Origin of the sequence: Alteromonas sp. LMIT006 (assembly GCF_024300645.1) — a bacterium.
GTDB classification, from domain to species: Bacteria; Pseudomonadota; Gammaproteobacteria; order Enterobacterales; family Alteromonadaceae; genus Opacimonas; species Opacimonas immobilis.
Genome location: NZ_CP101291.1, coordinates 1,327,135 through 1,346,927, shown reverse-complemented (window position 1 = coordinate 1,346,927; position 19,793 = coordinate 1,327,135). Strand labels below are relative to the sequence as shown.

The following is a 19,793-nucleotide window of genomic DNA, read 5'->3' as shown; positions in this document are numbered from 1 at the left end:
GTGTTCTATATTTAAAAGACGGCGAATTATACAGGCTGAAACGTGATTAGTACAGAGAGAAAGTACAGGAATTTGAGATGGTCGGTGAGACAGGATTTGAACCTGCGACCCCTTGTACCCAAAACAAGTGCGCTACCAAGCTGCGCCACTCACCGGTCTCAAATTATGGTGCGGAAGGAGAGACTTGAACTCTCACGCCGTGAAGCACTGGAACCTAAATCCAGCGTGTCTACCAATTCCACCACTTCCGCAAACACGTGAGATGAATTCTCGAGAACTTTGCCCATATCAGACAACAAATGGGGTGGACGATGGGATTTGAACCCACGACAACCGGAATCACAATCCGGGGCTCTACCAACTGAGCTACGCCCACCATTGATTTGTTGTGCCGTACAAAGCGGAGCGCATATTAAAGACTTGCCCCATCTGTGTCAAGGTAAAAATGTATTTTGTTGGTTTTTTGTCTGGATTATGCAAAAATCGCACAATAATAAAATCAACGCACAGTTTCATGCAATCAAAAAGCATCAGCAGTATCGCGGCTTTTCTGGTCCACCGCACATTTAACATCGAAGCATCCTTTGTCCACCAATGCGTTGCACAGTTCTTGATTTTTGTCCTAGTAAGTATAGGACAGTTTTCTCTTTTTAATTTTTCATTTAACTATGTTGTCATTCCTAGTTTTGTTATTTGGTATTTTCCTCTAGGCTTCCAATTTATCATTTTTATCTTCCTACCCTACCGGTTTTGGGTCAGTGCGATACTGGCTATCTGTTTTGCCAGTGGTCTAACTATGCAAGTACAGGAGTCTATTTATTACGACATGTTAAGACATTTTGTACAAAGCGTGTTTATGACCATTCATACATTGCCATTCATCTATTACGCTCGAGAACATCACATTAACCGTCATTTATTCACTCTGAAATCAATATCTTTGATAGTATTGCTTGGCATGCTGACCCGGTTCACTAGCGTAGGCTACTTTGTTCTGTCAGATACTTCTGTCTATGACAAAGTAAAAGCAGAAGACGTTTTGGATATGTTTATCCTGCATAATATAGCCGCTTATCCAGGTTTACTCTTCGCAATTACATTGTTCCTTATCGTCATGTGGGTATTACAATTTCGGTATAAAATTCCTGAGTTTTCAAAAGCCGAATTATTGCAAAACATCTTTCTTCTCACACTCGCCATGGTATTTGCATTTTATACTAATGCATTTACTCGAGAACTCTTGAAGTTATTCTTATTCCTTCCAATCATCTACTTTGCCATTCGCTTAACTTGGTTTGGAAGCTTGAGTTGCGCATTATGGATTAACACGGTTCTATTAATATTTTTACATAACGCTGACAGCCAATTGTTAGTTGATTTTCAAACCTTTATTGCCGCTTATTTTGCAACGGGGTTGGTGACAGCCGCTCTGCAACTGGAACACAGCCGGGCCACTTCATCTTTGGTTCTAAGACAAACTACTTTGGAGGCACAAAACGCTGAATTATTAATTTCCAAAAACGATTTACAAAACTTATCGAAACAGGCCGTAAATATCCGAGAAGCGGAAAAAAAACGTCTTTCACAAGAACTACATGATGATGTCGGCCAAAGCATTATTGGTTTGAGAGCGTTAATTTCCGTATTGGAAAAAAAATTCGATATTGCAAGACTACACCCTGAGTTGCTGAATGACATTAAGATAGAATGCGGGAATCTGTATAACAATGCTTATCGGTTAATGTATTGGCTTCGGCCAAAAAATATTGATGATGCGCCCCTCAACATCGCTTTGAGTAAAGAAAACTTCAATGAATATCTTGGCAACAACTTCATCGAATACCATGCCTATGTCACAGAGGACCTAATTGATCTAACTGATACCAACAAAATCACGATTGTACGCATGGTCCAGGAGTGTATCAAAAACACAGTTGAACACAGTAAAGCCGACTCTTGCTCTATTAGTATTGAACTCGAAGACAAGCAAGTACATTTGTCTTTTTGTGACAACGGCATCGGCTTTAATGATAATACCCTAGCCGGTAATTACGGCGATGGACTGTTTATGATTTACAACCATGTCATAGCACTTGGTGGCAAGATGCACATCCACAATACCAACGGAGCGAATATCGATGTTTGGCTTCCGCTTTAATAAATTATTGTCGACGGTGACTGTTTTACATTTTTTTCTGGTCTTATTGTGCGGATTTTTTGATTCGCTGATCATCAATTTGACTCAAGGCTTGAGTACTCAATTGGTGGTAATACCAACAGCCATTTGGCTACTATTTTCTGGATATGCCAGCCTGCTTTTAAAATTGTTAAGTACCATTTTTATGCTTTGGCTCATGTCTACTATGGGGCTATTCGATTTATATAACAGTATCATTAGCTTTGGCTTTATGCTGCTGATAATTTTGCCATTGAGTCGATTACTTCCGGTACAAAATAATTTTGAACTCCACACTATTTCTTTACAGATACTGAGCATAGTTTTTTTTATCACTGTGCATTTTCTTGTACTGAATTACGGCTTAGGCACACTCGAACAATACAGTACGACCCAAATTAAACTTGCCATACTGGGCAATGTTGCATTCAGCCTGATATTGATTTGGCTATTTAACCTCAGTCATTATTTTATTTCAGACGAGCATGAACAACTGCCTGTCAACTTCCCCCGCCTAATTCTTGCCTTGGTTGTTTTCACTATCGTGCTGATTGGGATCGTGGCTTTATCCGCCGATTACATCAAATACTTAGCTATTTTTAGTATTTTACCGGGGCTTTGGTTTTGTCATAAACACCGCTGGGCGGGATGTGCAGGGTTTGTTACTGTAAGTAATTTGGTATTATTGGGGTTTATCGCACATGTCATTATTCAATATGACCCGGCATTACCATTGACCCAGAAAGCGTATTTGCTTAATGAACTAGCCACTCAAACGAATCACTTTGAACAATACTCTCGAATATCGCTCGGCATTACGCTGTATGAAACAGTTTGGTTCCTATGCTTGTTTAACTTGATTGGAATACTCATCAGTGCGATGTTGTACGAGTTGGACTTGGCACAGTCCAAATTACTCAATGCTCAATCTAATTTGAGCCTCACCAATGCCCACTTACGTGAAGTGAATCACAACATCCGTAACGTAAATCAATTATTGGTCAACGCGCAAGAGTACGAAAGACAACAATTAGCGAAAGAAATCAATATATCGCTGCGCGAAAATATCAAAACCATTGATTCCGCTTTGAGCGTTATTGAATCCGACTGCTCCAATCCAGACACGGCCGATACCTTTCAGAGCCTAAATACATATAGCGGGCATATCCATCGTTCATTGCATGAAATTGTCCACAAACTAAAACCACAGATGTTAAGCCGAGATGGCTTGTATGAAACGCTAAAAGGAGACTATTTCAAAGATAAATTAGCTTTATTTAAAGTGAATTACTCATTCATATATGAGCCAAACTTCATCACTCTTTCAGATAATATCAGTATTGCCGTATATCGAGTTGTGCAAGAGGCCGTCAACAATACCATAAAATACGCTAATGCATCCCATTTTACCATTGAGCTCAAAACAACACCTGCGGCTTTGTCATTGATCATAAAAGATGATGGCGTTGGCTTCGATCCGGCACATAATACATCTGGTTTCGGCCTGGAAGGCATGCAACAACGTATATTAGCATTAGAGGGAACATTTCAGATTGATACTCGCTCAGGTACGCAAATTAGTATTATGATTCCACTGACCATTTAAGACCGCTGTCCCTCTATTCTCCATTCAGAGATTAATAGGTTGCGGTGATATTATGCATTTTACCCTCTCTAAGCTCATAAATAGTATCAGCACTTCGAATCGTCTCAGGCCGATGTGCAATGGTAATGCGAGTCATAGAAAGTTGCTGAATGGCTTGATTCACATGCTGTTCAAGCTCGATATCCAAGTGGCTAGTAGCCTCATCCAAAAATAACATCTTAGGTTCTCTGTATAGCGCCCTTGCCAATAATAACCTTTGCGACTGACCGCCAGATAACGCATTGCCCATATCGCCCACCAATGAGTTATACCCCATGTTCATTTGGGCGATATCATCATGAATACCAGCTAAGATGGCAGCTTCCATCACCTTCTCCATGTTCATTTGTGGGTCAAAAAAACTGATATTTTCAGCCAACGTCCCCGACATTAACTGGTCGTCCTGCATGACTGAGGCCACTTGCTGTCGATAGTGACGTAAACCAAGATGTTGGATGTTCACCCCGTCCGCTTCAATCTTGCCAGAATGCGGTGTTAATAATCCCAGCATCAGCTTCATTAACGTAGATTTGCCTGTCCCTGATGCGCCGATGATGGCAATGTTATCGCCCGCTTTAATAGATAAGCTAAGTTCATCAAACAGTAAAGGTTCGTTGTCGGCATAGCGAAAGTTAATATTGTTTAGTGTTAATTCACCGGTGATTTCACGAAATGGCTGCTCCGCCCCTTCCTTCTCTTTATAGGTTAAGGCAATATCCGCTAATCTATCCAAATGCAATGACGTCATCTTAATGTCGATAAGGTTGCTGATTAACCCCGCCATGCGATTGGTAAACTGATTTTTGTAAGCCATGAACGCAAATAGCATCCCTACTGACATCCCCCCTTCCATCACAGCGAGCGCAGCAAGATAGACCACCAGGATATTTTCTACCCCGAATAACAGCCCATTAATCGTTTGATACGAAATATGCCATTTGCCTAAGCGATAGCCTTGATTAACGGCTTCGGTGTATTTGTTTTGCCACAAGTTTAAACGCTGAGTTTGTTGGCCAAACAGTTTGATGCTTTGAATGCCTCGCACAGTTTCCATAAAGTTGGATTGTTCAGCGGCACCTGCGACAATGCTCGATTCGGTGAGTTGATGAACGGGGCGATAGAGAATAATGCGTATGATGGCATACAGTATAACAACACCCAACACCACCAATGCTAGCGTAACATCGTACAAAAACATCATGACCAACACCACAATGGACATTAATCCATCAATGACGCCTTCCACGATTTTGTTGGTAAACAAATCCCGAATACTGTTCAGTGAACCAAAACGCGATACCACATCGCCCATATGACGTTTATCGAAGTATTCCATCGGCAAATGCACCAAATGCCGCATCAGATTAGTCGCCATTTGCACGCTCATCGAGGAAGACAAATGCAACACCACCCAGCTACGAAACGCATCTGTAATGACGGATACCAGCATCACTAAGCCAAACCCGAGTGCCAATACGACCAGCAAGGGTTTATCAAAACTGACTAACACATTATCCACGACCAACTGCGTATAATACGGCGCAGCAAGCATCAAGAATTGCAATATCAAGGATAGAACGAACAGCTTGACTAAAGACGATGTTAAGCCATCAATGCGCGTCCAAAATGATGTAATGCTAAGTTTGGCGCGTTCGTCTTTTTTCTTAAATTCAGACGTGGGCGTTAGTTCTAATGCGATACCAGTAAACGACGTATCGACTTCTTTCATTGGAATGACACGCTCACCCATCGCAGGGTCGAGGATAGTAATACTTTTGCGCGAGACTTTCTTAAGTACCACAAAATGATTCATATCCCAATGCAAGATACAGGGCGTCTTTAGGTCCCTAAGCTCATCCAACTCTAAACGAAGTGCCCGACCCACCATGTTTAACTGCTCGGCCAACTGCATTAACTGTTGCAGGTTCGCCCCTTTAAACGAGATGTTATAGCGACTGCGCAATGTCGATAAATCAATCTTATGGCCATAGTGATTTGCCACCATGGCGATAGAGGCTAGGCCGCATTCAGCGGCTTCTGATTGGTAGATCACTTTACTTTACCTATTGATTTACCTAGCTCCTGACCTTGATAAATTAATAAATCCATGAAAACACGGCCAAAAAATTTAAACATGAGTGAGCTAAAATGCAATATGAAATATTATTTTTCTTAATCCTTATACAACCAAGGCCGAAACCCATTATAAAAAGATAAATATAACTAAAGATATTTTGATACTGAATATGAGAAAACATGAATAGAGTTGAAGTGGTTATAATGATATAGTTTTTATCAACATCTAACATCATGAGTTTACTTATTAGCCACCCCCTAAAAAAAATCTCCTCTATTATTGGCGCAGCTAAACATATCGAAAAAACAAGTAACACTTTAACATATATACTCCCTTCATTTAGCACATTTATTATTTCAAATATATCATTTTCACCTGAGATATTCAGAAACTCTGCAAGGAAATAAAAGATCAAAAAGTAAAAAAATACAACTGCAATAACCTTCCAAAAAAAACTAAAATCAATATTAAAATTAAAAAATTCATTTGGAAGATTAAATTCATCCCTCTTACTTGCAAATAAAACAATGGGTAACATAATTATAATAGCAACATAATATTCTATATCCTTGTATACATCCCCAGTGATAAAAGGCGATATTAAAAATTCTGACAAAACAACTGATATAAGTTGCAACAAAAGGAATAGAGCTGTCATCTTTAATTTTAAAACAACTGCTTTTTTAACTTTATTGTTTATCATAACGATCTTCCAAGAGCATATAGCATTTGTGAAATAAGAGGAGGCAAAGCCCCCCTCTTAGGAGGTATTAGGGTGCTAAATTTGTATCCTCGTCACCCATAGAGCTCCCCCAGTCAACCTCACTTAAAGATTCCGCTGCAGAATCTAATACTTTACTCACAGCCCAACCGATAGCAGCACCAACAACATAAGGGTTACCACCATTTACTTCTTTGACTTCCTCAAAAGTTAGTTCTTTCATATTATCTCTCCTTGAGACGTTTACAGTGTGATTTTAAGTTTTAAACACGCCCTTTCAGGCTGATAATCGGTTCAAATAACCAGCTTAGAAGACTGCGTTCTTCAAGCACGATATCGGCGCTTATCGTCATACCCGGTTGTAACGGAACCGATTGACCATAGGCGCTGATACTTTGTGACGCCATAGCGACTTCCACTTTGTACACTGGCTTATTGATAGCGACCGGCATATCAATTTCACCTGGCATCACAATGTAATCACTCGTTTTTATAACTTCCCCATCAAACAACCCAAAGCGTTGATACGGAAAAGCATCAAATCTGATTTTGGTGTTTTGTCCCTCGGTAACGAAACCATAAGCACGTGAAGGGACGAGTAAAATGGCACAAAGCGAATCACTCTCAGGCAAGACAGTCATTACATATTGCTGCTGTCTCACACTATCACCGACTGATAACCCTATATTAGTGACTTTACCTGTTGTAGGCGCAGTTATTAACCATTCGCCACTAGCTTGATGAGATAATAACTGCTGAGATAGGCGTGACTTCTCACTTTCTAGCAGTGCAATACTTTGTTGATGCTCAATTGGTAGGCTGGCTAATCGTGCCTCAAGTTCAGCCAGTTGATTACTGGCTTGCTGCTCGATAACTTTAAGTTCTGCTATTTGTTGATTCAGTACAATGACTTGCTCTGATTGTGTATCGACATCGTTTTGAGTCACCGCACCTTGCAGTTGTAACCCTGCTAGTCTATCTAGACGAGCCTGTTGAATTACTAATCGCTCATTAGCTAGTTGAATTTGAGTGGCGGTATAAGCGCGAGTTCTATCAGAATGCTTCATTGCCTCTTGTAATACATCACGCTCTTGCTCAAAGGCTATTTCAGCATGACTCATTCGGTTAGTCATCAAATCTAGCTGCTCGCGAGTGGCGTTGACAAGCGCCTCATTTACCGAAAGACCGTCTGACGTTTGCTGAGCGGTAGTGACCAAAGCCAAAGGCTCACCCGCTTGAACAAACTCACCATTGTTTACTAAGAGTTGTGAAACGACGCCTGATGATGGCGCCAGTATTTTTGACGTTCCTTCACTTGGGGAAAGATACCCCATGACGGCTTCTTTACGATGGAACTGAGCGTTAACCAAAAACACAATGGCTACAAGAATGATAATCACCAGCGAAGAAAACAGCACATAACTCGACACAGGTCTCGCAATCAACACCTCACCATCTAAGCGTGAGGATTGCCCTTTAATCGCGTTAATTCTAAAGAGTGCTTTATCTTCAATGGTCATGGTTGGGTTAAACTCATTTCACTTTTGATTACTTATTCTTAATGTTAACTATAGAACGCCTTATTACTTTTGCAAAAAAATAAATTTTAAAAAATCATTTAAAATCAATATCTTGAAAAAACTGATCCGCTATTTTTTGCGCAGTCAGTTTTTTATCAGTGATTTAAGAGTGATGAGTGGATACAAGATTTAGACAGACTGGGAAAGGAATTGCACAAGGCAGGTCTCTTTTGTATATGGCGCGCCCTGCAGGATTAGCTCACACATCCTGTGCTCGGGGCTATGCCCTGCCTTTGGCACTGCCAAAACGTTCCTGACGTTTTGGTCGAACCTAGGTTCTCACCCTGCAGGGCACCAAATACAACAAAACCCGCAAAAGCGGGTTTTGGTATTTGATGGCGCGCCCTGCAGGATTCGAACCTGCGACCAATAGCTTAGAAGGCTACTGCTCTATCCAGCTGAGCTAAGGGCGCACTGGAAATTGAAATATAACAGGAAATCATTGTAGAAGAAATGGTCGGTGAGACAGGATTTGAACCTGCGACCCCTTGTACCCAAAACAAGTGCGCTACCAAGCTGCGCCACTCACCGACTAGGGTTGCGCATATTAACAGAATGTCTGAATTGGTCAATTTATTTTTGGCAATTTATCCACGATATGAAACAATATACACATATTTATACGTCGCATAGGTTCATTCATGCAAGCCCAACTCATCGATGGCAAAGTCATCGCTCAAAATGTTCGACAGGACGTCGCCTCTTATGTTTCTCGTGCGGTTGCTGCCAATAAGCGCGCACCTGGTTTAGCCGTCGTTTTGGTCGGTTCAGACCCGGCATCTCAGGTTTATGTAAACAACAAACGCAAAGCCTGTGATGAAGTCGGCTTTGTATCAAAAAGCTACGATTTGCCATCAACCACCTCTCAAGAAGAACTGTTGTCACTCATAGATGAATTAAACAACGCCGAAGAGATCGATGGCATTTTGGTCCAGTTACCTTTACCGGCTGGTCTAAACGCTGAAGAAATCCTTGAGCGCATCAATCCATACAAAGACGTAGATGGTTTCCACCCTTACAATATTGGTCGCTTAGCACAACGTATCCCTGCAATTAGACCGTGTACGCCTAAAGGTATTATGACCATGATTGAGTCGACCAAACGCGATATCAAAGGTCTTGATGCAGTCATCGTTGGCGCTTCAAATATTGTTGGTCGTCCGATGGCTTTAGAGTTACTTCTTGCTGGTTGTACCGTGACAACCTGTCACAAATTTACCAAGGATCTTAAAAGCCATGTTGAGCGAGCTGACCTGTTGGTCGTAGCCGTTGGCAAACCCAATTTTATTCCAGGCGAATGGGTCAAAGACAATGCCATTGTCATTGATGTCGGTATCAATCGGCTAGACGATGGTTCTCTAGTAGGCGATGTCGAGTTTGCTAAAGCACAAGAACGCGCGGGTTGGATCACACCTGTTCCTGGAGGCGTCGGTCCAATGACGGTAGCAAGTCTTATCGAAAATACACTTGAAGCATACGTAAAGGCTCAAACACAAAAATGACTCAATCTGCTGTTGAGGCAACAAAATATTGGTTAGAACATATCGTAATCGGGCATAACTTTTGCCCTTTTGCGAAGAAGCCTTTTTGCAACGACCAAATCCGGTATGTTGAATCAAACATCCTCAAACCCGATGAGCTGTTTGACCAATTGGAAGCTGAATTTACCTTTCTTGACACACACCCAGCTACAGATACGACCCTAATCATTATCAAGCAAGAAACCACGTTTGATGATTATCTCGACTACTTATACTTTGCTGAGAGAGTGCTCGATGATCTGGGCTACTCTGGTACCTACCAAATAGCAAGTTTTCATCCACAATATATCTTTGCCGGTGTCGATGAAGGAGACGCTAGTCATTATACCAATCGTTCTCCCTTTGCGATGCTACATATTTTGCGGGAAAACAGTTTGAGCAAAGTGCTTGATATGGTGGATGATCCAGAAGGGATCCCGGATAAAAATATCGCCACTGCGCAAACGCTTGGTCAAGACTATTTTGTGCAACAATTAAAGCGTGCAGTGCATGGCTGAGATCCATCCGATTGGGACCATTTTAACGCCCTTTGATGAAAAATTTGGCATTCCGCGTCAAGCTTCATTGCTTTCGCAAGTACAGTCTCAGATTATTATTCACTCGGATTACAAGGATATAAACGCCTTTCGAGGACTTGTCGACTACTCTCATATCTGGTTAATTTTTGGCTTTCACCAAGTACAACAAACTGATTTTAAACCCTTGATCAGACCACCGCGATTAGGAGGCAATCAAAAACTCGGTGTATTTGCATCTAGAAGTCCTTTTCGACCCAATCAGTTAGGCATGTCGGTTGTCCAGCTGCATTCAGTCAAGCATGATCAAAATAGCATCACACTCAATATCAGTGGTGCAGATGTCGTGAATGAAACACCACTGTATGATATCAAACCGTACATTCCTTATGCCGACAGTATCGCTGATGCGGTTGCTGGCGTCGCACCGGACGCACCAGAACCGTTACGGGTGATGGTTGAGTGTCATAGCAAAGCATTGCAAATTGGCATCACCGCACAACAACTCGAACAAGTGACTCTGATCCTACAATCTGATCCCCGTCCAGCCTATCAAAATCAGCCTGACAGAACCTATAAAGTCAGATTATTTGGCTGCGATTGGCATTTTTTAATCGTCAATAACATCTGTTATGTACGAGATGTACAACGAGACTAATTTAGTCCTTTTGCCCTGCCGGAGTTGTGCTAAAATGCTCCCAATTTTTTGACGCACGCAACGAAGGACATTGATTCAATGCGCACTACTCAGTATTTGTTATCCACTCAAAAAGAAACCCCAGCCGATGCGGAAGTCATATCACATCAGTTGATGTTGCGATCGGGCATGATCCGCAAAGTCGCATCCGGCTTGTACAACTACCTTCCAACTGGGTTAAGAGTCCTTAACAAAATTGCGAACATTGTACGAGAAGAGATGGACAAAGCGGGTGCGATTGAAATCCTCATGCCAGTAGTACAGCCAGCAGACTTATGGGAAGAATCCGGCCGCTGGGAAGAGTATGGCCCAGAATTACTACGCATCAAAGACCGACATCAACGTGACTTTGTTCTTGGGCCAACGCATGAAGAGGTAGTCACAGCCCTTGTACGGAACGAGATCAGTAGCTACAAACAACTTCCGCTTAATTTGTACCAAATTCAAACGAAGTTCCGCGATGAAGTGCGTCCTCGTTTTGGAGTGATGCGTGGACGTGAGTTCTTGATGAAAGACGCATATTCTTTCCATTTGTCTGCAGAATGTTTGCAAACAACGTACGACAAAATGTATCAAGCTTACTGCAACATCTTTGAACGCATTGGTTTAGAATATCGTCCGGTTATTGCGGATAATGGTTCTATAGGTGGAACGGGCTCGCATGAGTTTCATGTATTAGCCGATTCTGGTGAGGACGATATCGCCTTCTCAACAGATTCTGATTATGCTGCCAATGTCGAAATGGCAGAAGCAGTTGCCCCTGAATCACAGGGGGAAGGCACTCAAGCGTTAACCAAAGTCGATACACCCAACGCCAAAACCATTGCTGAAGTTTCTGCATTACTGAATATCGACCCTATTACAACAGTAAAAACGTTGATCGTATTAGGTGAAGCGCAGGAAGATGGATCGCAACCATTAGTGGCATTAGTCTTACGTGGCGATCACGAACTCAACGAACTCAAAGCTGAAAAACATCCATTGATTGGTGCACCATTTGCGCTGGCCTCAGAGGAGCGCATTCTTGCAGAAATAGGAGCCAATGTCGGTTCAATTGGCCCTGTTGGATTATCCATACCTGTGATTGTGGATCGCAGCGCTGCCGCATTAGCTGATTTTGTGTGTGGCGCTAATATCGATGATGTGCATTATACGGGGACCAATTGGGCTCGCGATGTCGGCGAATACGATACCTTTGATTTGCGTAATGTCGTTGCAGGTGATCCATCACCCGACGGTAAAGGACAAATTGCCATTAAGCGTGGTATCGAAGTTGGACATATTTTCCAACTTGGACAAAAGTACTCCAAAGCAATGAACTGTGGTGTCTTAACCGAAACAGGTAAACATGAAACATTAACCATGGGATGTTATGGTATTGGTGTTTCTCGTATTATGGCTGCTACGATTGAACAAAATCACGACAAATTTGGGATCAAGTGGCCAGACGCAATTGCTCCATTCAAACTTGTGATCATTCCAATGAATATGCATAAGTCACATCGCATCAAAGAAGTCGCTGAGCAACTTTATGAGGATTGTCTTGCCGCAGGTGTTGAAGTTTTGTTCGACGACCGTAAAGAGCGCCCTGGCGTTATGTTTAATGATATGGAATTAATAGGTATTCCTCACTCTATCGTGATTGGCGAACGCAACTTAGACAATCAGCAAATCGAATACAAATCTCGACATAGCGGTGAAAAACAACTGCTTGATCTGGACACCGCATTGCAGTTTATTAAGTCACTTTAAATTCAGTGCTATTGCACCTTTTATTAGCCATGACTACACTTTAAGGTACTCATGGCTTTTTTATGGATGAATAATGCTCAAACAACTATTTTTCTTCATATGTCTCACCAATTCAGTACCGCTTTTTGCCCAACAGAGTCCAGAGGAAACACCATTACAAAAAGCCAAACGCGTCGCATCAGAAACCTTTCAAGAAATTGAAAACACACCCAAAGCGCCCTCCATTTTGGATGCACGAGACGCGGCCGAACAGCGCTTAGATGAAGTCCCTTTTGCAATTTACCAGCACCAACAAAATTACCTCTTACCATATACCTACGCCAAAAATCCCAACGCAGACGGTCAGGTCGACTTAAACCAAAATAATATTGATAATCAAGAAGCCAAATTTCAAATCAGTATCAAGATCCCTATTTATTCATTAGGCGATACCAATACCGGTTGGTATTTTGGTTTTACTGCAAAGTCATTTTGGCAAGTCTATAACTCCGAAGTGTCTAAACCATTTCGTGAGACCAATTATGAGCCTGAACTAATGTATCGTTGGCAAGCGGATTACAGCTTTTTGCAATATCGTTTCAATGCCGTTGAAGTCAGCTTTAATCATCAATCAAACGGACAATCTGGTCTTAACTCTCGCAGTTGGAATCGTGTGATTTTGACTGCGCTCTTTAGCGACGTCGACTCAGCGTATTATGTGAGAACTTGGTATCGCCTCCCTGAAGATGCCAAAGAGAGTGTTCAAGATCCATCAGGCGATGATAATCCAGATATTTTAGATTATATTGGTCGAATTGAATTAGGCTATGCTTGGCAGTTCACGCCTGAGCACAAACTGTTAGCCAAACTGCGAAATAATCTTAAGACTAGCAATAACAGAGGCAGCTTTGAGCTAAATTACACCTATAATTTTTCTGAGCGATATGATGTATTGTTGCAATACTTTAATGGCTATGGCGATAGTTTAATTGATTATAACCGACATCAACAAAGAGTAGGACTTGGCATTCAACTGCGTTTCTTATGAACTCCTGCGAGACACGATTCGCTTTAAGTATGGTATCTAGAATTGATAATCTGATAAAAAAGGAGGCCCATAGCCTCCTTTCAATTTATTCCCACTCAATGGTTGCAGGAGGCTTACCACTGACATCGTACACCACACGTGAGATACCATCAATTTCGTTAATAATACGATTGGATACTTTGCCTAAGAAGTCATAAGGCAAGTGCGCCCAATGTGCAGTCATAAAATCAATCGTCTCTACTGCTCGTAGAGAAACAACCCAGTCGTATTTACGCGCATCTCCCATGACGCCGACAGAGCGCACGGGTAAGAACACGGTAAAGGCTTGAGATACCTTGTGGTATAAATCCGCCGCATGCAGCTCTTCAATGAAGATCGAATCAGCACGGCGCAACAAATCACAGTATTCTTTTTTGATCTCACCTAACACACGAACCCCTAGACCGGGTCCAGGGAACGGATGACGGTAGAGCATATCGTATGGTAAACCGAGTTCAAGGCCGATCTTGCGCACTTCATCTTTAAACAATTCACGCAATGGTTCGACTAAACCCATTTCCATATCTTCAGGCAAACCACCTACGTTATGATGAGATTTGATCACATGAGCTTTGCCAGTCGCAGAGCCTGCTGATTCAATCACATCAGGATAGATAGTACCCTGCGCTAACCATTTGGCATTAACTAACTTAGATGCTTCTTCATCAAACACACGGACAAACTCATGACCGATGATTTTGCGTTTGGCTTCGGGATCAGCTTCGCCTTCTAACGCGGCTAAAAAACGCTCTTCCGCATCAACCTTGATAATATTTAGACCAAAATGAGCACCAAACATGTCCATGACTTGCTGACCTTCATTGAGTCGCAACAAACCATTGTCAACGAACACACAAGTGAGCTTATCGCCGATGGCACGGTGAATGAGCATCGCAACAACCGAAGAATCGACGCCACCAGAGAGACCTAAAATCACTTCATCATCACCGACTTTGGCTTTAATACGATCAATAGCGTCTTCGATGATCGCATCAGGTGTCCATAGTTTTTCCAAACCACAGATATCCAACACAAAGTGTGATAGCAAACGTTCGCCTTGACGAGTATGGGTGACCTCAGGGTGGAATTGCACACCGTAGAATTTTTTCTCTTCATTGGCCATCGCTGCGAACGGACAACTATCAGTTTGCGCGACTTTAACAAACCCTTCAGGGATAGCAGAGACTTTGTCACCATGACTCATCCACACATCAAGCAATGCATTACCGGATGCTCCAATGTGGTCTTCAATTTTGTCAAATAAGGCATTAGGAGAGACCACTTCAACTTGTGCATAGCCAAACTCACGTAGATCTGACCCTTGAACGGCGCCACCGAGTTGTTCAGCCATAGTCTGCATGCCATAACAGATCCCCAATACCGGTACACCCGCATGAAATACGTATTCTGGTGCACGAGGCGAACCCGCTTCAGTCACCGACTCCGGACCACCGGATAAAATAATCCCATCTGGAGCAAATTGTTTGATTTGAGCTTCCGTGACGTCCCATGCCCAAAGTTCACAGTATACGCCTATTTCGCGTACACGACGGGCGATGAGCTGTGTATATTGTGAACCAAAATCAAGAATCAGGATCTTTTGTGAATGAATATTAGTTGTCATTAAATTTCTCTGCAATTAGCCCATGCGGTAGTTTGGCGCTTCTTTGGTAATGGTGACATCGTGCACATGTGATTCCCCCATACCTGCTGAAGTTACGCGAACAAATTGTGGCTTAGTATTTAGCTCAGCAATCGTTGCCGAACCAGTTAAGCCCATAGCTGAACGCAATCCGCCCATTTGTTGATGAATGATATTGGCAATCGGGCCTTTGTATGCCACGCGCCCTTCAATCCCTTCAGGAACCAACTTATCGGCGCTTTTTGAATCTTGGAAATAACGATCAGAAGAGCCTTGAGATTGATTCATCGCGCCCAATGAGCCCATTCCGCGATAAGATTTGTAATAGCGGCCTTGATAAAGTTCGACCTCACCTGGGGCTTCTTCGGTGCCAGCCAGCATAGAGCCGACCATGACGCAAGACGCACCAGCAACAAGCGCTTTGGCGATATCCCCAGAGAAGCGAATGCCACCGTCAGCAATGACTGGGATATCCGTGCCTTTCAGTGCATCGACTGCATCACTGATTGCAGTAATTTGTGGCACACCACAACCTGTAACAATACGCGTAGTGCAAATAGAACCTGGACCGATCCCGACTTTAACGGCATCCACACCTGCATCCGCTAATGCTTTGGCGCCTTCGCCGGTCGCCACGTTACCAGCAATTAATTGCACATCTGGATACTGTTGACGAACTTTTGCCACACGGTCAATAACGCCTTGAGAATGGCCGTGAGAGGTATCAATCAATAGTACATCCACTCCGGCTTGCACGAGCAGTTCTATGCGCTCATCTGTACCAGCACCAACACTGACCGCCGCGCCCACACGTAAACGCCCAAACTCGTCTTTACAGGCATTGGGTTTGTTTTCGGCTTTTTGATGGTCTTTGACGGTAATTAAGCCTTGTAGTTTAAATGCATCGTCCACGACTAAGATTTTTTCGATGCGATGATCGTGCATCAGCTCAAGCACTGTTTCACTTGAAGCACCCGGCTTTACCGTCACTAAACGATCTTTAGGTGTCATCACGGTTTCGATTGAACCGGTTAGGTTGGTTTCAAAACGCAAATCACGACCGGTGACAATGCCCACTAAATTGTTATCATCGTCAATCACTGGGAAACCAGAGTAGCCTAGACGTGCACTTAGTTCATTGACTTCCCCAATGGTTGCGCTGGGGTTGACTGTAACTGGATCGGATACAACACCGGATTCGTATTTTTTGACCTGACGAACGTGATTGGCCTGTTCTTCGGCTGTCATATTCTTATGAATAAAACCAATGCCCCCTTCCTGGGCTAATGCGATCGCAAGGCGCGCTTCTGATACCGTATCCATGGCAGCTGAAATCATTGGGATATTTAAGTTGACTTTACGAGTCAAACGGGTTTGTAATGATGCAGTGTGAGGGAGGACCTGAGAGTGGCCCGGAACGATTAAAACATCGTCAAATGTTAACGCTTCTTGAGCAATTCGTAACATGCAAATAACCTATTTGGAAAGGGTGTTAATTGCGGTGCAATTGTAGTGGTTTTCCCCTTTTTTCACAACAAAATTCTTAAGATAAAGGAAATAAATACAGATGTTCGAATCGAACCGTTTAAACCCTGGTCAATCACAAGGCTCAGCAAGAAATATTTTAAGTATCAGTTCACTCAATAGTATGGCCAAAAACATTCTGATGCGTGAACTGGGTCAGGTCTGGTTAAGTGGTGAAATTTCGAACTTTGTTGCAGCGTCTTCTGGCCATTGGTACTTTTCACTCAAAGACAATAAGGCTCAAGTAAAAGGCGCTATGTTTAAGGGTGCTAACAGCCGAGTTTCAAAAACACCCCAAAATGGCGATAAGATCATCGTCCGTGCCAGTGTCAGTTTGTATGAACCCCGTGGCGATTACCAAATTATTGTCGAATATATGGAGCAAGATGGCGAGGGGTTACTCAAACAACAGTTTGAAGCACTTAAAAATAAATTAATGCAGGAAGGCTTATTTGCCACTCAAACCAAACAAGCTTTACCTGAACATATACGCAGAGTCGGGGTGGTTACTTCCGCAACCGGCGCAGCACTGCATGATATTTTGACGGTGTTAGAGCAACGTAACCCAGCGATTGAAGTCATTGTTTATCCCTCACAAGTTCAAGGCGCTCCTGCTACTGCCCAAATTGTTCGAGCTCTACACATCGCTAATCAGCGCAATGAAGTGGATGTATTAATCGTTGGGCGTGGCGGTGGCTCATTAGAAGATTTGTGGTGCTTTAACGAAGAAGCGGTTGCCAGAGCGATTTTTGGATCACGCTTGCCGATAGTCAGTGCAGTGGGTCATGAAGTGGATATCACGATTGCGGATTTTGTTGCCGATGTTCGAGCGGCAACGCCTTCTCAAGCTGCCGAACTAGTTAGTCAGGACACTCAACGCTTATTTGATGCTTTGAACCAATATGAAAGACGTCTACGTCAGGGAGTACAACAACTGCAAAGCAATGCTCAGCACCGCATTGAACAACTCACAGCCAAGCTTATACAAAACCACCCAAAATATAGTCTGCAACAACAAGCCCAACATCTTGACCAACTCACTATGCGCCTACAAAAAGAGATGGCTGCGCATCTGAATCAATCAGTGAATAGGGTAACTCATGCCCAGCAAACACTTATGCGCTGTAACCCTAAACATCGCATAGATTTGCAACAATCTCACCTTCACAACTTAACGACTAGACTTAAACAAGCCCAAATTAACACCATGTCCAATGCTCAAACCGAGCTAAAAAGGCTTGCTGGATTACTCAATTCAGTTAGTCCTTTAGCTACCTTGAGCAGAGGATACAGTATCACTAAACACGGTAATGAAATTATTGTCGCCCCTTCACAAGTACGAAGTGGTGATGAAATCACCACTCAATTAAAGCAGGGAGAAATCCGTTCGATTGTTCGCTAAGCGGTTATTTTTTCTTGTGATAGGCCATCATGCGCTTGCGTTTACGCATCTGTGATTGAGTCAGCACGTTTTTCTTGCCTTCAAATGGATTTGCGCCTTCTCGGAATTCAACTTTGATTGGCGTGCCCATAATTTGTAAGGACTTGCGATAATAGTTCATTAAATAGCGTTTGTATGAATCCGGTAAATCCTGCACTTGGTTACCATGGATCACAACGACTGGAGGGTTATAACCACCCGCATGGGCGTATTTCATTTTGACACGTCGACCGCGAACCAGTGGTGGCTGATGGTCATCTTGGGCCATTTCCATAATTTGGGTCAACATCGCCGTATTTATTCGCTTAGTTGCCGATGCGTAAGCTTCTTGTACGGATTCGAACAAATGCCCTACACCAGTACCATGTAGCGCCGAGATAAAGTGACATCGAGCAAAATCCACAAAACCTAAACGACGGTCTAATTCGCGTTTGATTTCGTCTTTGATATCGGTATCGAGCCCATCCCATTTGTTCACTGCTAATACGAGTGAACGACCTGAGTTCAAGACAAAACCAAGCAAGCTCAAATCCTGATCAGTAATACCTTCTCTGGCATCAATCACAAGTAAAACAACATTCGCCTCTTCAATAGCTTGGAGCGTTTTAACAATAGAAAATTTTTCAACCGCGTCATTGACTTTTTTGCGTTTGCGCACACCGGCAGTATCAATCAAGACGTATTCACGATCATCCCTCTCCATCGGAATAAAAATACTGTCTCGGGTTGTTCCCGGGAGATCATAGACCACGACGCGTTCTTCTCCGAGGATGCGGTTCGTCAAAGTTGATTTGCCAACATTGGGTTTACCAACAATCGCAAGTTTAATCGGCAAATTTTGTAGGCGTTGTAGTTGCGCTTCGGCATCTTCGTCCGCATCAATGTTCTCTTCCTGAATTAACATATCAGGAAAAGCTTCATCCAATGGCAGTAACGCATTATCCAACAAGCGCGAAACACCTCGACCATGTGCCGCGGCAATCTGCGCAACAGTGCCAAGTCCCATTGCATAAAACTCTGCAGATTCGCTGTCACCGTCAATACCGTCGACCTTATTGGCAACAACTTGTACCGTTTTATCCTGGCGACGCAAATGATCAGCAATCAGTTGATCCGCTGCGGTTAGACCTGCTCGAGCATCAACCAAAAAGAATACGACATCCGCTTCATCAATCGCCAACAAGGATTGCTCAGCCATCGCCGCATCAATACCCTCTTCATCGCCTGTAATCCCGCCAGTATCAATGACAATGAACTGTCGTCCTTCAAACTTGGCTTGACCGTACTTGCGGTCACGAGTCAATCCGGGAAAGTCAGCTACCAAAGCATCGCGAGTATTGGTTAAGCGATTGAATAACGTAGATTTCCCAACATTGGGGCGCCCTACCAGCGCGATAACAGGTAACATAACCTTTC

15 protein-coding genes and 5 tRNA genes are annotated in these 19,793 nt (G+C 43.0%); 8 read left to right on the top strand and 12 right to left on the bottom strand.

Features of this window, described 5'->3' with window-relative positions; all coding sequences use genetic code 11:
• Window positions 1-78: 78 nt before the first annotated feature.
• The 3 genes from NLG07_RS06310 to NLG07_RS06300 all read right to left on the bottom strand — a co-directional run bounded on the left by NLG07_RS06310 (window position 79) and on the right by NLG07_RS06300 (window position 376).
• Window positions 79-155: transfer RNA gene (locus NLG07_RS06310), tRNA-Pro, on the bottom strand.
• Window positions 156-166: 11 nt separating this feature from the next.
• A tRNA-Leu gene (locus NLG07_RS06305) sits at window positions 167-251 on the bottom strand.
• A gap of 49 nt (window positions 252-300) precedes the next feature.
• A tRNA-His gene (locus tag NLG07_RS06300) sits at window positions 301-376 on the bottom strand.
• Window positions 377-514: 138 nt separating this feature from the next.
• Here NLG07_RS06300 and NLG07_RS06295 point away from each other — a divergent pair.
• Both NLG07_RS06295 and NLG07_RS06290 read left to right on the top strand, forming a co-directional pair.
• Complete coding sequence (locus NLG07_RS06295) at window positions 515-2,158, top strand: ATP-binding protein (RefSeq protein WP_254854619.1); 1,644 nt, start codon at window positions 515-517, stop codon at window positions 2,156-2,158.
• A gap of 184 nt (window positions 2,159-2,342) precedes the next feature.
• Window positions 2,343-3,782: an ATP-binding protein gene (locus NLG07_RS06290; RefSeq protein ID WP_254854618.1), complete on the top strand. Its 1,440-nt coding sequence runs from the start codon at window positions 2,343-2,345 to the stop codon at window positions 3,780-3,782.
• 31 nt (window positions 3,783-3,813) lie between these two features.
• On the opposite strand, the gene NLG07_RS06285 is transcribed toward NLG07_RS06290, so the two are convergent.
• The 6 genes from NLG07_RS06285 to NLG07_RS06260 all read right to left on the bottom strand — a co-directional run bounded on the left by NLG07_RS06285 (window position 3,814) and on the right by NLG07_RS06260 (window position 8,730).
• Window positions 3,814-5,874 (bottom strand): peptidase domain-containing ABC transporter, encoded by a 2,061-nt coding sequence (locus NLG07_RS06285; protein ID WP_254854617.1) that lies wholly within the window; start codon window positions 5,872-5,874, stop codon window positions 3,814-3,816.
• Between the two features lie 43 nt (window positions 5,875-5,917).
• Window positions 5,918-6,601, bottom strand: coding sequence for a CPBP family intramembrane glutamic endopeptidase (locus NLG07_RS06280; protein ID WP_254854615.1), 684 nt, complete (start codon window positions 6,599-6,601; stop codon window positions 5,918-5,920).
• Between the two features lie 67 nt (window positions 6,602-6,668).
• Window positions 6,669-6,842 carry a hypothetical protein gene (locus NLG07_RS06275; protein ID WP_254854614.1) on the bottom strand — a complete coding sequence of 58 codons (174 nt, stop codon included), beginning with the start codon at window positions 6,840-6,842 and terminating at the stop codon, window positions 6,669-6,671.
• 40 nt (window positions 6,843-6,882) lie between these two features.
• On the bottom strand, window positions 6,883-8,139 hold the full coding sequence (locus NLG07_RS06270) for an HlyD family secretion protein (RefSeq protein WP_254854613.1): 1,257 nt from the start codon (window positions 8,137-8,139) through the stop codon (window positions 6,883-6,885).
• Between the two features lie 396 nt (window positions 8,140-8,535).
• A tRNA-Arg gene (locus NLG07_RS06265) sits at window positions 8,536-8,612 on the bottom strand.
• A 41-nt stretch (window positions 8,613-8,653) separates the two neighbouring features.
• Window positions 8,654-8,730 (bottom strand) — tRNA-Pro (locus tag NLG07_RS06260).
• Window positions 8,731-8,840: 110 nt separating this feature from the next.
• Between NLG07_RS06260 and folD the strand changes: the two genes are divergently transcribed.
• From folD to NLG07_RS06235, 5 genes are all read left to right on the top strand, one after another.
• Window positions 8,841-9,701, top strand: a complete 861-nt coding sequence (folD, locus tag NLG07_RS06255; protein ID WP_254854612.1) for a bifunctional methylenetetrahydrofolate dehydrogenase/methenyltetrahydrofolate cyclohydrolase FolD — start codon at window positions 8,841-8,843, stop codon at window positions 9,699-9,701.
• The gene (locus tag NLG07_RS06250) at window positions 9,698-10,237 is read left to right on the top strand and encodes a DUF1415 domain-containing protein (protein WP_254854611.1); all 540 of its coding nucleotides are present in this window, start codon (window positions 9,698-9,700) and stop codon (window positions 10,235-10,237) included. Before folD ends, NLG07_RS06250 begins: the two co-directional genes overlap by 4 nt.
• Complete coding sequence (tsaA, locus tag NLG07_RS06245; RefSeq protein ID WP_254854610.1) at window positions 10,230-10,913, top strand: tRNA (N6-threonylcarbamoyladenosine(37)-N6)-methyltransferase TrmO; 684 nt, start codon at window positions 10,230-10,232, stop codon at window positions 10,911-10,913. The genes NLG07_RS06250 and tsaA overlap by 8 nt, the downstream gene beginning before the upstream one ends.
• Window positions 10,914-10,991: 78 nt before the next feature.
• Window positions 10,992-12,704: a proline--tRNA ligase gene (locus NLG07_RS06240; RefSeq protein ID WP_254854609.1), complete on the top strand. Its 1,713-nt coding sequence runs from the start codon at window positions 10,992-10,994 to the stop codon at window positions 12,702-12,704.
• Window positions 12,705-12,777: 73 nt separating this feature from the next.
• Window positions 12,778-13,731 carry a phospholipase A gene (locus NLG07_RS06235; RefSeq protein WP_254854607.1) on the top strand — a complete coding sequence of 318 codons (954 nt, stop codon included), beginning with the start codon at window positions 12,778-12,780 and terminating at the stop codon, window positions 13,729-13,731.
• 85 nt (window positions 13,732-13,816) lie between these two features.
• Here NLG07_RS06235 and guaA read toward each other — a convergent pair whose 3' ends face one another.
• Window positions 13,817-15,394, bottom strand: coding sequence for a glutamine-hydrolyzing GMP synthase (gene guaA / locus NLG07_RS06230; protein ID WP_254854606.1), 1,578 nt, complete (start codon window positions 15,392-15,394; stop codon window positions 13,817-13,819).
• Between the two features lie 15 nt (window positions 15,395-15,409).
• The gene (gene guaB / locus NLG07_RS06225; protein ID WP_254854605.1) at window positions 15,410-16,879 is read right to left on the bottom strand and encodes an IMP dehydrogenase; all 1,470 of its coding nucleotides are present in this window, start codon (window positions 16,877-16,879) and stop codon (window positions 15,410-15,412) included.
• A gap of 100 nt (window positions 16,880-16,979) precedes the next feature.
• Here guaB and xseA point away from each other — a divergent pair, with 100 nt between their 5' ends.
• A complete protein-coding gene (gene xseA / locus NLG07_RS06220; protein WP_254854603.1) occupies window positions 16,980-18,338 on the top strand; it encodes an exodeoxyribonuclease VII large subunit in 1,359 nt (452 codons plus the stop codon).
• 4 nt (window positions 18,339-18,342) lie between these two features.
• Here the strand turns inward: xseA and der are convergent, their stop codons facing one another.
• Window positions 18,343-19,785 carry a ribosome biogenesis GTPase Der gene (der, locus tag NLG07_RS06215; RefSeq protein ID WP_254854602.1) on the bottom strand — a complete coding sequence of 481 codons (1,443 nt, stop codon included), beginning with the start codon at window positions 19,783-19,785 and terminating at the stop codon, window positions 18,343-18,345.
• Between the last annotated feature and the right edge of the window lie 8 nt (window positions 19,786-19,793).

Excerpts from the sequence above, each read along its gene's own strand:
- NLG07_RS06295 (WP_254854619.1), top strand. The coding sequence starts at position 515 with ATGCAATCAAAAAGCATCAGCAGTATCGCGGCTTTTCTGGTCCACCGC.
- NLG07_RS06290 (WP_254854618.1), top strand. The coding sequence starts at position 2,343 with ATGCTTTGGCTCATGTCTACTATGGGGCTATTCGATTTATATAACAGT.
- NLG07_RS06280 (WP_254854615.1), bottom strand. The coding sequence starts at position 6,601 with ATGATAAACAATAAAGTTAAAAAAGCAGTTGTTTTAAAATTAAAGATG.
- NLG07_RS06275 (WP_254854614.1), bottom strand. The coding sequence starts at position 6,842 with ATGAAAGAACTAACTTTTGAGGAAGTCAAAGAAGTAAATGGTGGTAAC.
- NLG07_RS06270 (WP_254854613.1), bottom strand. The coding sequence starts at position 8,139 with ATGACCATTGAAGATAAAGCACTCTTTAGAATTAACGCGATTAAAGGG.
- folD (WP_254854612.1), top strand. The coding sequence starts at position 8,841 with ATGCAAGCCCAACTCATCGATGGCAAAGTCATCGCTCAAAATGTTCGA.
- NLG07_RS06250 (WP_254854611.1), top strand. The coding sequence starts at position 9,698 with ATGACTCAATCTGCTGTTGAGGCAACAAAATATTGGTTAGAACATATC.
- tsaA (WP_254854610.1), top strand. The coding sequence starts at position 10,230 with ATGGCTGAGATCCATCCGATTGGGACCATTTTAACGCCCTTTGATGAA.
- NLG07_RS06240 (WP_254854609.1), top strand. The coding sequence starts at position 10,992 with ATGCGCACTACTCAGTATTTGTTATCCACTCAAAAAGAAACCCCAGCC.
- NLG07_RS06235 (WP_254854607.1), top strand. The coding sequence starts at position 12,778 with ATGCTCAAACAACTATTTTTCTTCATATGTCTCACCAATTCAGTACCG.
- guaA (WP_254854606.1), bottom strand. The coding sequence starts at position 15,394 with ATGACAACTAATATTCATTCACAAAAGATCCTGATTCTTGATTTTGGT.
- guaB (WP_254854605.1), bottom strand. The coding sequence starts at position 16,879 with ATGTTACGAATTGCTCAAGAAGCGTTAACATTTGACGATGTTTTAATC.
- xseA (WP_254854603.1), top strand. The coding sequence starts at position 16,980 with ATGTTCGAATCGAACCGTTTAAACCCTGGTCAATCACAAGGCTCAGCA.
- der (WP_254854602.1), bottom strand. The coding sequence starts at position 19,785 with ATGTTACCTGTTATCGCGCTGGTAGGGCGCCCCAATGTTGGGAAATCT.